This window comes from Paracoccus sp. FO-3 (genome assembly GCF_006386455.1).
Lineage (GTDB): Bacteria > Pseudomonadota > Alphaproteobacteria > Rhodobacterales > Rhodobacteraceae > Paracoccus > Paracoccus versutus.
The window spans coordinates 1-12,381 of the sequence record NZ_VCBQ01000121.1 but is presented as its reverse complement, the minus strand read 5'-3'; the positions used below and the strand labels follow the sequence as shown (position 1 = coordinate 12,381).

Annotated in this window: 9 protein-coding genes and 4 pseudogenes; 8 read left to right on the top strand and 5 right to left on the bottom strand. The window is 63.1% G+C overall.

Translation table 11 applies throughout. The annotated features are described in order from the left end of the window. The 4 genes and pseudogenes from FE811_RS22890 to FE811_RS22875 all read right to left on the bottom strand — a co-directional run. A partial coding sequence (locus tag FE811_RS22890; RefSeq protein WP_140848902.1) for a recombinase family protein occupies positions 1 to 1,035 on the bottom strand: 1,035 nt, incomplete at its 3' end. Between the two features lie 19 nt (positions 1,036 to 1,054). Then, entirely contained in the window at positions 1,055 to 1,237 is a 183-nt protein-coding gene (locus FE811_RS22885) for a hypothetical protein (RefSeq protein ID WP_081465088.1), read from the bottom strand. Positions 1,238 to 1,420: 183 nt separating this feature from the next. Then, positions 1,421 to 1,846: pseudogene (locus tag FE811_RS22880) on the bottom strand (hypothetical protein); the annotation flags it as partial. Then, positions 1,845 to 2,375 (bottom strand): annotated as a pseudogene (locus FE811_RS22875) (IS21 family transposase); the annotation flags it as partial. The pseudogenes FE811_RS22880 and FE811_RS22875, both read right to left, overlap by 2 nt. On the opposite strand from FE811_RS22875, the pseudogene FE811_RS22870 reads away from it, so the two are divergent. From FE811_RS22870 to FE811_RS22835, 8 genes and pseudogenes are all read left to right on the top strand, one after another. Beyond that, positions 2,374 to 3,022, top strand: a pseudogene (locus tag FE811_RS22870) (recombinase zinc beta ribbon domain-containing protein); the annotation flags it as partial. The pseudogenes FE811_RS22875 and FE811_RS22870 sit on opposite strands and share 2 nt — an antisense overlap. Beyond that, a complete protein-coding gene (locus FE811_RS22865) occupies positions 3,019 to 3,423 on the top strand; it encodes a hypothetical protein (protein WP_072464323.1) in 405 nt (134 codons plus the stop codon). The pseudogene FE811_RS22870 and the gene FE811_RS22865, both read left to right, overlap by 4 nt. Continuing rightward, positions 3,423 to 3,692, top strand: a complete 270-nt coding sequence (locus FE811_RS22860; RefSeq protein WP_232221010.1) for a helix-turn-helix domain-containing protein — start codon at positions 3,423 to 3,425, stop codon at positions 3,690 to 3,692. Before FE811_RS22865 ends, FE811_RS22860 begins: the two co-directional genes overlap by 1 nt. Continuing rightward, positions 3,689 to 5,827: a class I SAM-dependent DNA methyltransferase gene (locus tag FE811_RS22855; protein WP_028717455.1), complete on the top strand. Its 2,139-nt coding sequence runs from the start codon at positions 3,689 to 3,691 to the stop codon at positions 5,825 to 5,827. The genes FE811_RS22860 and FE811_RS22855 overlap by 4 nt, the downstream gene beginning before the upstream one ends. Next, positions 5,824 to 7,284 carry a restriction endonuclease subunit S gene (locus FE811_RS22850; RefSeq protein ID WP_072464324.1) on the top strand — a complete coding sequence of 487 codons (1,461 nt, stop codon included), beginning with the start codon at positions 5,824 to 5,826 and terminating at the stop codon, positions 7,282 to 7,284. Before FE811_RS22855 ends, FE811_RS22850 begins: the two co-directional genes overlap by 4 nt. Positions 7,285 to 7,286: 2 nt before the next feature. Continuing rightward, positions 7,287 to 7,958, top strand: coding sequence for a DUF4433 domain-containing protein (locus FE811_RS22845; RefSeq protein ID WP_028717457.1), 672 nt, complete (start codon positions 7,287 to 7,289; stop codon positions 7,956 to 7,958). 17 nt (positions 7,959 to 7,975) lie between these two features. Next, positions 7,976 to 9,040, top strand: coding sequence for a macro domain-containing protein (locus FE811_RS22840; protein WP_028717458.1), 1,065 nt, complete (start codon positions 7,976 to 7,978; stop codon positions 9,038 to 9,040). Further along, the gene (locus tag FE811_RS22835) at positions 9,040 to 11,979 is read left to right on the top strand and encodes a type I restriction endonuclease subunit R (protein ID WP_036698973.1); all 2,940 of its coding nucleotides are present in this window, start codon (positions 9,040 to 9,042) and stop codon (positions 11,977 to 11,979) included. The genes FE811_RS22840 and FE811_RS22835 overlap by 1 nt, the downstream gene beginning before the upstream one ends. A gap of 144 nt (positions 11,980 to 12,123) precedes the next feature. Here the strand turns inward: FE811_RS22835 and FE811_RS22830 are convergent. Continuing rightward, positions 12,124 to 12,381, bottom strand: a pseudogene (locus tag FE811_RS22830) (hypothetical protein); the annotation flags it as partial.

Here is a 12,381-nt window from a genome sequence, read left to right as displayed (position 1 = left end):
GCCCTTGTTGCGCGCCGTCGAGCAGCCGATCAGCTCCTTCGAGATCGCCGAATAGCCGCCGCCGCAGCAGGCGCACTTGGTCAGCCCCGAAAACAGGTATTTGGGCCGCCGGCGGTGGTTCACCTTGCGGACGTCGGCGATGCCGCGCGCGTCCCGTGCAACGGTATTGGTCTTCTGCCGCGCCTTCACGGCGTTCCAGAGATCGTCGTCGAGGATGCGCAGTTCCGGCACCTCCTGGATCACCCAGTCCTCTTCCGGGTTGGGACGCGCCTGGCGCTTGCCGGTATCGGGATCCTTGATGAAGCGCTGCCGGTTCCAGACGATCCTGCCGACATACATCTCGTTGTTGAGGATGCCGTTGCCGCGCTTCGGGTTGCCGTTGATCGTGCTGAAGCCCCAATCTCCGCCCGAAGGGGCGGGGATGCCGTCCTTGTTCAATGCCATGGCGATGGCCTTGGCCGATTTGCCGGCGGCATAGTCGCGGAAGATCCGGCGCACCACCTCGGCCTGCGCTGCGTTGATCGTGCGGTCGCCGCGGCTCGGCTCGCCATCGCCGTCGAACTTCTTGACCACGTCGTAGCCGTAGGAATTGCCGCCGCCGGACTTGCCGGCCTCGACCCGGCCGCGCTGGCCGCGCCGGGTCTTGTCGGCCAGATCCTTCAGGAACAGCGCGTTCATCGTGCCCTTCAGCCCGACATGCAATTCGCTGATCTCGCCCTCGGAGAGCGTGAACATCTTCACGTCGGCATAGCGCATGCGCTTGTAGATCCCGGCGATGTCCTCCTGGTCGCGGCTGATCCGGTCCAGCGCCTCGGCCAGCACTAGGTCGAAGCGGCCGCGCGTCGAATCCATGACCAGTGCCTGGATGCCGGGACGCTGGATCATGCTGGCGCCGGAGATGGAATGGTCGGAATATTCCTCGACCACCCGCCAGCCTTCCTTCTCGGCCCGCAGCCGGCACATGCGGAACTGGTCGGTGATGGACGCATCGCGCTGCTGGTCGGAGGAGTAGCGGGCGTAGATTGCGACCTTCATGGCGGCACTCCCTGTCGGATCAGGAGGCGCCGGGTTCCCTGGTCTTGCCCTGCGCCTCGAAATTGCCTCTGGCGGCCTGCCTACCCAGCAGGCGCACCAGCCTGACGAGGCGCGGGTCGGGATTGCCGCGGGGCGTGAAGCCGAGTTCCGGCTCGCCGAGCAGCAGGGCGTCGAGCAGCGCCTCGCGTTCGCTCCGCGTCATCGTGGCCTGGGTTCGGGAAGCTGGCAAGGTCATAATCGCCAGCATCGGCACAGAGATCCGCTTAAGCAATGGAAATCGCTGTGGAATAATCGGCGGTGAATGGCATGGGCCGGGGTGCGGCAAGGCAGGGTGGCGTAGAGCAGCGCGCTCCGGCGTCGTGCAATGACTTGCCGGAATCCGGGATCAGCGCGACCGATGCCGGCGCCAGACCTCGATCATCCAGCCCAGCATCACCGCATTGAGGACATGCCACAGGAAATGCGTGCCGAAGGGCAGGGCGCCGCAGAGGGGCTGATCCAGCGTGCGGAAGGTCAGCGAGACGATCAGGATCCCGGCGCCGACGGCGAGGCCGCGCGCCGTTTCCGGCAGGCGTCTGCGCAGCAGCAGCGCATAGATCAGAATCAGCAGCGGCACCGGCGCATAGCTGGCAGACGAGCCGAGGCCGGGGATCATCGCGAAGACCGGCACCGTCGCGGCAGCGTAGGGAATGAAGCCCGCCGTTACCAGGGCGGCGATCCAGGGACGCGCCCCGAAATAGTCCCGTGTGGCGGCGAAGACGTAGAGCAGGATGAAGCCGACGATCGGCAGCACGTCCATCAGCCCGGTCATAGGCCCGGATCGAGACGTCCTGATGGCCGTAAGCGACCGGCACCGAGTAGTCGTTGGTCTTGTAGCGCACCAGAGATTGCGACGAGACGCGCCCGGTCGCCTGATCGCAGGCATCAAACGGTGCCGCCGGGAGCGGGCGCATCGCGGCGAGGTCGCGCTGCAATCTCTCGCCGATCGTTTCGCTTTCGCCGCGCAGGACATCGAGCTGGCGCCGCTCGCATTGCTCCTCCAGCCAGAGGTTGAACGCGTCCCAGGTCGCGAATTCCGGCATCGGCACCATGAAGTTGCGACGACAATAGCCCACCAGGCCTTCGACATTGCCTTTGTCGTTACCCTTGCCCGGGCGGCCATACCGATCCCGGATCAGGTAATGCGACAGGAAACCGCTGAACAGCGAAGCACGCTTGCGGGTGCCGTCTGGCAGGATCTTCGCCACCAGACAGCGGTCGTTGTCATAGACGATCGACTGAGGAACCGCCTCGAAGAAGGAGAAGGCGTGGATGTGACCGTCAACCCAGGCTTCGGCCAACCGGATCGACAAGAAATATCTCTACCGGATGCTGAGCAATCGCGCCTATATCGGCGAGGCGGTCCACAAGGGCGAGCTACCCCGGCGAGCATGACGCCATCATCGACACCGGGATGTGGGACAAGGTCCACGCCATCCTGACCGAAAGCCCGCGCAAGCGTGCCGCGCGCACCCGCGCGGAGACACCAGCGCTGCTGAAGGGGCTGCTGTTCGGGCCGGACGGCGCAGCGTTCTCGCCGACACACACCCGCAAGGGCGGCAGACTCTACCGCTACTACGTCAGCCAGACGGTGCTGAAGCACGGCGCGGGGGCGTGCCCCGTCGGCCGCGTCCCTGCGGGCGAGATCGAGGCGGCCGTGCTCGACCAGTTGCGCGCCGTGTTCCGCCAGCCCGAGATCGTTGCGGGGACGTGGAAGGCGGCGCGGGCCCACACCGACGACATCACCGAGGCCGATGCCCGCGCGGCGCTGCAGCAGATCGACCCGCTTTGGGACGAACTCTTCCCCGCCGAGCAGGCTCGCATCGTGGCGCTGCTAGTCGAGAGCGTGGACATCGGCACGGACGGGCTCAACGTCCGGCTGCGCGTCGACGGGCTCAGCGGTTTGGCCCGCGAGATGCTGGCCGGCGACATCGGAGAAGCTGCATGACCCGCGGGGTTCCGATCCCGGAGACCGTGACGCTCCGCGTGCCGTTCCGCATCGTGAAGCGCGGCGGGCGCAAGGAGATGCACCTCCCCGATGGGGCCGCGACCCAGCGCCGCCCCGACGATGCCCTCGTCAAGGCACTGGCCCGGGCCTTCCGCTGGAAACGGATGCTGGAATCGGGCGAGTTCGCCACCATTGCCGAACTTGCGGAACGTGAGGGGATCGCGGTGTCCTACGTCACCCGGCTTCTGCGACTGACGCTCCTCGCGCCGGACATCGTGGAGGCCATTCTCGACGGGCGGCAGGGACCGGCGGTGACGCTGGCGCGATTGATGGAGCCGTTCCCACTGGGGTGGAAGCGCAAGTGCCCCTTGATGACAAGCAGTGACAGGAATGGGCACTGATGGACTGGCTTACCCCGGCTTCCCCTGCTAGGATCTCCGAAATCTTCGAGAGGACAGGGATGGTTATGCAGCCCGAACCCGCGATGACTGTTCGCGACGTCGCTGGTTACCTGAACGTCGATGAAAAGACGGTCTACCGCCTGGCCAAGCGGGGTGAACTGCCCGGCTTCAAGGTTGCAGGCGCGTGGCGCTTCAAGAGGGCCGATCTGGATGCATGGATCGATCAACAAAAGCAGGCTGCGCAAGATAATTCCGGGGGCGGGCATTGAGTGAACTGAACATCAGCAATTTCATCTGGAACATCGCCGATGATATCCTGCGCGACGTCTATGTCCGGGGAAAGTACCGGGATGTCATTCTGCCGATGACGGTTATTCGGCGTCTCGACGCGGTGCTGGAGCCGACCAAGGACGCCGTGCTCGCGATGAAGACACAGCTCGACAAGGCTGGAGTTGCCAATCAGCACGCCGCGTTGTGCCAGGCGTCCGGGGAAGCGTTCTACAACACCTCGCAGTTCCGCCTGCGCGACCTCACATCCCGCGCGCGTCGCCAGCAGCTGAAGGCGGATTTCGAGGCTTACCTCGATGGCTTCTCCCCGAACGTCCAGGAAGTGCTGGACAAATTCAAGTTCCGCAATCAGATCCCGACATTGGTCGAAGCCGACGCGCTCGGCTTCCTGCTCGAGAAGTTTCTCGATCCATCGGTCAACCTCAGTCCGAAGCCCGTGCTGCACGCCGATGGCACCGTTCGCCTGCCGGGCCTCGACAACCACTCGATGGGCACGATCTTCGAGGAGCTGATCCGACGCTTCAACGAAGAGAACAACGAGGAAGCCGGCGAGCACTTCACCCCGCGCGACGTGGTGGAGCTCATGTCCCATCTCATCTTCATGCCGATCGCCGACGACATCCAGTCGGGCACCTACCTCGTTTACGACGGGGCATGCGGCACCGGCGGCATGCTGACCGTGGCGGAGGAGACATTCACCAGGCTCGCGACCGACCACGGCAAGGAGGTCTCGGTTCATCTGTATGGCCAGGAGGTCAACCCCGAGACCTTCGCCATCAGCAAGGCCGACCTGATCCTGAAGGGCGAAGGGCTCGAAGCCGAGAACATGAAATTCGGCTCCACGCTCTCGTCGGATGCCTTCCCGTCCCACGAGTTCGACTTCATGCTGTCGAACCCGCCCTACGGCAAATCGTGGAAGACCGATCTCGAACGCATGGGCGGGAAGAAGGACATCCGCGATCCCCGCTTCCTGATCGAGCATGGTGGCGACCCCGAGTTCAGCCTGATCACCCGTTCGAGCGACGGCCAGATGGTGTTTCTGGCCAACATGCTCAGCAAGATGAAGACCGCGTCGCCCCTCGGCAGCCGCATTGCCGAGGTTCACAACGGATCGTCGCTCTTCACCGGCGACGCCGGGTCGGGCGAGAGCAATGTCCGGCGCTGGGTCATCGAGAATGACTGGCTGGAGGCCATCGTCGCCCTGCCGCTGAACATCTTCTACAACACCGGGATCGCGACCTACATCTGGGTGCTCAGCAACCGCAAGGCAGAACACCGCCGCGGCAAGGTGCAACTCATCGACGCCACGTCCTGGTTCAGGCCGCTCCGCAAGAACCTTGGCAAGAAGAACTGCGAACTGGGGCCCGACGATCTTCGCCGGATCACCGACGCCTTCATGCAGGGCCGCGAGGACGAGACGTCGAAAATCTTCCCCAACGCGGCGTTCGGCTACTGGAAGGTCACCATCGAGCGCCCGTTGCGCCTGAAGGTCGAATTGACGGATGCTGCGCTGCGCCGCTTCCGCAGGGCCTGCGCCGATGTGGGCGAGGACGATCTGGCGCGCGCGGTCGAGGCGGTCGCCGACCATGCGGGCGCCGGCCCGCATCTCGACTTCAACCGGTTCGCAATGCAGGCCGAGGCGGCCGCCGCCGGGCTTGGCATCCGGATGACCGCCAAGCGGCAGAAGCTGCTGATGTCGGCGCTGGGGGTCAAGGCGGCCGAGGCGGCGCCGGTCATCCGCAGGGTCGCGAAGCCGAAAGCCGGCGCCGACATCGACCACGACGCGCTGCACGGCAGCTATCGCACCACCATCGATGGCAAGCCGGTTGTCGTGGATTACGAGCCGGATACCGACCTGCGGGACACCGAACAGGTGCCGTTCCTTGAGGATGGCGGCATCGAGGCCTTCGTCCGGCGCGAGGTGCTGCCCCATGCGCCCGACGCCTGGATCGACGCCTCGAAGACGGTGATCGGCTACGAGATCAGCTTCACCCGGCATTTCTACAAGCCGCAGCCGCTGCGAACGCTCGACCAGATCGAGGCGGATATCCGCGCGCTGGAGAGGCAGACGGATGGCCTGCTGGAGGACGTGCTGGTAGGAGGCCGGGGCGCATGAGGGCGCGCGCGCTTGCCGTGGCGCCGTCGGCGGAGCGTGGGGGACTTGCCCCCTACGCCTCCTGTCGCGACAGCGGGTTGCCTTGGCTCGGCGCGATCCCGTCGCATTGGGATGTGCGGCGCGGGAAATACCTCTTTCGCGAAATCGACGACCGGACCGACACGGGGACGGAGACCTTGCTATCCTTGCGTCAGGCTCATGGCCTGATCCCGCATGCCAAGGTTTCGACCAAGCCGGTCACGCCTGACGAATTGAAGGGATACAAGCGCATTCGCGCGGGGCAGATGGTCCTGAACCGGATGCAAGCGTCGAACGGCATGTTCGCAGTGGCGCACGAAGACGGGCTGGTGAGTCCTGACTACGCGGTTTTCCAGCCCATCCAGCCGATGGAACCCGATTACTTCATCAACCTTTTCAAGACGAACATCTACCGCGCGAAATTCCGTCAGGAGTCGAAAGGGCTTGGAACCGGCATGTCGGGTTTCCTGCGCCTCTATTCGGATCGCTTCGGGGCCATTCATGTCCCGCAGCCACCGCAGGACGAACAGCGGCAGATTGTCGAGTTCGTTAGATCCTATGATCGTCGCGTCCGCCGCCTGATCCGCAACAAGCGGCGGCTGATCGGGCTGTTGAACGAGCAGAAGCAGGCGATCATCAACCGCGCCGTCACGCGCGGCCTGAACCCCGCCGCCCCGATGAAGCCCACCGGCATCGACTGGATGCCCGAGGTTCCGGCGCATTGGGAGGTTCGAAAGGTCAAGCAGGTTGCTTCCTTCAACCCCTCCAGAACGGAAAGCTCGACGGATTTTGACGACGACGATGAGGTCGTCTTCCTGCCCATGGAGAACGTTTCTGTCGCCGGTGAGGTTGACTGTAGCGCGCGTGGCAAGGTCGCGGACCTGCGGAGCGGATACACCTATTTTAGGCGGCATGACGTTGTGGTCGCCAAGATCACGCCATGCTTCGAGAATGGGAAGGGCGCGTATCTAGGCGCTCTCGACACCGAGATTGGCTTCGGCACGACAGAGTTCGTGGTGTTGAGAGCAAACCCGGAAATCGACCCCGGCTTTTTGTATCAGGTGACGATGCTGCACGCGTTCCGTCGTGATGGCGAAATGGCAATGACTGGGGCAGCGGGCCAGCAGCGTGTGCCCTTGAACTTCATGCGGGAGTTCATGTTCGGCCTCCCAGATCTGCAAGAGCAGCGACGCGTCCTCGCCTTCGTGGAACTCGAAACCCAGAAGATCAATCAGACGATCGAGAAAGCGAAATCGGAAATCTCGCTCGTCATGGAATACCGCGAGCGCCTGATTGCCGATGTCGTCACCGGCAAGCTGGACGTGCGTCACATCAAGATCACGACGCCCACCGACGAGCCGGTCATCGACGAGGACGACGCGCTGGATGAGGACCTGAACGCCGAGGACACGGACGAACTGGCGGAGGCCGAGGACTGACCATGCCGCCACCCGCCGCCCCGAAAATCTATCACATCGTGCACGTGGACCGGCTGCCCTCGATCATCGCCGAGGGCGGTCTGCTGTGCGATGCCGAGATCGTCCGGCGCGCGGCGGCCAACCCGGCCATGGGCACCACCATCGGGATGACCAGCATCAAGGAACGGCGGCTGAACGAGCTCGAGCTTTCCAGCCATCCCGGCCTGCGTGTCGGCGGCTGCGTGCCCTTCTACTTCTGCCCGCGCTCGATCATGCTCTACCTGATCCATTGCGCGAACCATGCCGAACTTGCCTATCGCGGCGGCCAGGGGCCGATTGTCCATCTGGAGGCCGACCTGCGCGACAGCGTCGCTTGGGCGAATCAGAACCGGTCCCGCTGGGCCTTCACCCTGTCGAACGCCGGGGCCTATTACTTCGAGGACCGGGCCGACCTCGAGCAGCTTGACGCCATCAACTGGGACGCGGTCCAGACGAACCGCTGGGCGGGGAACGGCATCTCGCGCTCGGTCAAGGAAGGCAAGCAGGCGGAATTTCTCATGGAACGGGCTTTTCCATGGCAGCTTGTGACCCGGATCGGGGTAAGGTCGCAACAGGTCTACGGGCAAGTCAGGGCGGCCTTGCAGGCGGCGGGCCATAAGCCGCATGTCGAAATCAAGCCGGATTGGTACTATTGATGGGGAGGGAGGCAGCGATGTTCGAATACAAGACGGGCGATATTCTGGCCGCCGATGCCGACGCCCTGGTGAATACGGTGAATTGCGTCGGCGTGATGGGCCGAGGGATCGCGCTTCAGTTCAAGAACGCGTTCCCGGAGAATTTCCGTGCCTACGAGCAAGCCTGCAAGCGTGAGGAAGTCCGGCCGGGCCATATGTTCGTCTTCGAGACCGGCCAGCTGACCAGCCCGCGATACATCATCAACTTCCCGACCAAGCGCCACTGGCGCGGCAAGAGCCGTATGGAGGACATCGACGCGGGGCTGAAGGATCTGCAGCGAGTCATTCGGGAGAGGAAGATTCGGTCAATCGCCATTCCCCCGCTTGGCAGCGGGCTGGGCGGCCTCGACTGGAATGAGGTCCGGCCAAGGATCGAAGAGGCGCTGCGCGGCTTCAGCGACCTGCATGTCATCATCTTCCAGCCGAATGGCGCCCCGGAACCGGCCCGGATGGCAAGGCGGCAGACGGCCCCGAACATGACCCCCGGCCGTGCGGCGCTGGTCGGCCTGATGGACCGTTACCTCAGCGGGCTTCTGGATCCGTTCGTGACGCTGCTTGAGGTGCACAAGCTCATGTATTTCATGAAAGTCAGTGGCGAGCCGTCGATGGAGCGGCTTCGGGTGGTGAAGGGTCCATACGGCCCGTATTCGGAGAACCTGACCCACGTCCTGCGCGAGATCGAGGGATATTTCGTCTCCGGCTACCGCGACGGGGGCGATGCGCCCAACAAGCAGCTCGAGCTTGTGCCGGGAGCGGTGAAGGACGCCGACGAATTCCTCGAAGAGCATCCAGACACGCGGGCCCGTTTCGACAAGGTGGCCAGCCTCGTCGAAGGCTTCGAGACGCCATTCGGGCTTGAGCTTTTGTCAACGGTCCACTGGGTGATCACGCACGAGTCCCCGCACTCGATCAATGAGGCGGTCTCCAAGGTTTACGGGTGGAATGATCGCAAGAAACAGTTCTCGCCGAGGCAGGTCGCACTGGCGGCGGAGGTCCTTCAGAAGAAGGGCTGGATCGATGCCGGTGCATTGCAGGCGGGCTGATGACGACGGACACCAGCGAGAAAGGCCTCGAAGCCCTCATCGTCCGCTCGCTCATTGACGAGGCGGGTTACGTCGCCGGGGCTTCGAAGGATTTCGACCGGGACCACGCCGTTGACCTGACGAAGCTGTTCGACTTCCTCAACGCGACACAGCCCGAGGCTGTCGAGGCGCTCGGCATCGGCGAGGATGGACCGAAGCGGCTGCAGTTCCTGCACCGACTGCAGGGCGAGATCGCCAAGCGCGGCGTCATCGACGTGCTGCGCAACGGCGTGAAGCACGGCCCCGGCTCGGTGGAGCTGTTCTTCGGCACGCCGACCCCGGGCAACGCCAAGGCCGAGGCGTTGTTCGCCGCGAATATCTTCAGCGTCACCCGCCAGCTGCGCTATTCGAAGGACGCCACCAAGCTGTCGCTCGACGCGGCGGTCTTCATCAACGGCCTGCCGGTTGCCACCTTCGAGTTGAAGAACAGCCTGACCAAGCAGACGGTCGAGGATGCGATCGAGCAATACAAGCGCGACCGCAATCCGAAGGAGTTACTGTTCCAGTTCGGCCGCTGCGTCGTCCACTTCGCCGTGGACGATCACGAGGTGCGGATGTGCACACAGCTGAAGGGCAAGGCGTCCTGGTTCCTGCCGTTCAACAAGGGCTGGAACGACGGCGCGGGCAATCCGCCGAACCCTCATGGGCTGAAGACCGACTACCTGTGGAAGGAGTATCTGACGAAGCGGAACCTCACCGACATCCTTGAGAACTACGCGCAGGTGGTCGAGGAGGTCGACGAGCGTGGCAAGAAGAAGCCGCCGAAGCAGGTCTTCCCGCGGTTTCACCAGCTTGACGTGGTGCGCAAGCTGCTGGCCGATGCCGAAGCCGTAGGGGCCGGAAAGCGGTACCTGATCCAGCACTCGGCCGGTTCGGGCAAGAGCAACTCGATCGCCTGGCTTGCCCATCAATTGATCGGCTTGGAGACGGCCGGAAAGACGACCTTCGAGTCCGTCATCGTGGTCACCGACCGGCGTGTTCTGGACAAACAGATCCGGGACACGATCAAACAGTTCGCGCAAGTGTCATCCGTCGTGGGCCACGCCGAAAAGTCCGGCGACCTGCGCGCCTTCCTGAAGGCCGGCAAGAAGATCATCATTACGACGGTGCAGAAGTTCCCCTTCATTCTCGACGAGATCGGCGACGAGCACCGTGGGCGAACCTTCGCCATCATCATCGACGAGGCCCATTCCAGCCAGGGCGGTCGCACTGCCGCGAAGATGAACATCGCGCTCGCGGCGAATGGCGCCGAGGAGGAGGACGAGACGGTCGAGGACGCCATCAACCGTCTGATGGAAGCTAGGAAGGTGCTGCCGAACGCCAGCTATTTCGCGTTCACTGCGACGCCAAAGAATAAGACGCTGGAGGTATTCGGCGCTCCGGTCCCGCAGGACGACAAGGTCAAGCACGTGCCTTTCCACAGCTATACGATGAAGCAGGCGATTCAGGAGGGCTTCATCCTCGACGTGCTGAAGCACTACACGCCGGTTGACAGCTACTACCGGCTCATGAAGACGGTTGAGGACGATCCCAAGTTCGACACGAAGCGGGCGCAGAAAAAGCTCCGCAAGTATGTGGAATCCCATGACCATGCGATCCGGAAGAAGGCCGAGATCATGGTCGATCACTTCCACGACCAGGTCATCGCGCACCGCAAGATCGGCGGCGCGGCCAGGGCGATGGTCATCACCAACGGGATTCAGCGCGCAATCCAGTACTTCCACGCCTTCCAAGCCTATCTGAAGGAACGTAAGAGCCCGTACCAAGCTATCGTCGCTTTCTCGGGCGAACATGACTATGGCGGCCAGAAGGTCACGGAAGCGACGATGAACGCCTTTCCGAGCAGCCAGATCGAGGAGCTGATTCAAAAGGATCCGTATCGCTTCCTGATTGTCGCGGACAAGTTTCAGACCGGCTATGACGAGCCGCTGCTGCACACGATGTACGTGGACAAGACGCTGTCCGGCGTGAAGGCGGTGCAAACGCTGTCGCGCCTCAACCGGGCGCATCCGCAGAAGCACGATACCTTTGTTCTCGACTTCATGAACGACTTCGACGCGATCAAGGCATCCTTCGAGCCGTACTATCGGACCACGATGCTCAGCGAAGAGACCGATCCCAACAAGCTGCACGATCTGAAGACCTCGCTGGACGGCTACCAGGTCTATTCTTGGGAACAGGTGGAGGACTTGGTGGCGCTCTACCTCGGCGGCGCGGACCGGGACAAGCTCGACCCGATCCTCGACTCTTGCGTGGCCGTATACAAGGCAGACCTCGACGAGGACGGACAGGTCGACTTCAAGGGCAAGGCGAAGGCGTTTACCAGGACATACGGCTTCCTGGCTGCGATCCTTCCCTTCAGCAATGCCGATTGGGAGAAGCTGTCGATCTTCCTGAATTTCCTGACGCCGAAGCTGCCGGCCCCGGAGGAGCCGGACCTGTCAAAGGGTATTCTCGAGGCAATCGACATGGACAGCTATCGGGTCGAAGCTCAGGCAACCATGGCCATCGTGTTGCCCGACGCAGACGCAGAAATCGGGCCCGTGCCGACCACGGGGGGCGGCGGCCGGCCCGATCCCGAGCTCGATCTCCTGAGCAATATTCTGAAGGTCTTCAACGAGATGTTCGGCAACATCGATTGGAAGGACAAGGACAAGATCGGGAAGGTGATTGCAGAGGAGCTGCCCGCGAAAGTCTCGGCGGACAGGGCGTATCAGAACGCCATGAAAAACTCGGACAAGCAGAACGCCCGGATCGAGCACGACAAGGCGCTTGAACGCGCGGTGATCGAGCTGCTCTCCGACCATACCGAGTTGTTCAAGCAGTTCTCCGACAACCCGTCGTTCAAGAAATGGCTGTCCGAAACGATCTTCACAGCGACATACGCCGATGCATCGTAACGGCGCGACCGGACAAGTTCGACGTGAGGGGCGACAGGAAGCGAAGGGAACCGGGATCGGAGTCCGCGCTGGTTCGAAATAAAATCATTTGTGGACAGATGCTTACAAGCTGTTCACCTAAACAGTCCGGCCTGAACAACTCTCTCAAGCGGCGGATGCGACGCTGTGACGGCGCCTCTCGCACAGGGTGACGGCGTTGATGAGGTAAAGCAGCAGACACCAGAAAGCCCGGAGATGGGCGAGGATTTTTCGGATGTTGTGGCCGCAGCCACAGAGGATGGCGAAGATCGCGTCGCCGATGCGGCCCTTCAGCGGGCACCTGGCGAGGCGACCGTCTGTTGACCGGCGTGGAATAAGGACCCCGCTTCTGGGGTGATCGGCGTCCATGTTTGGATGCCCCCT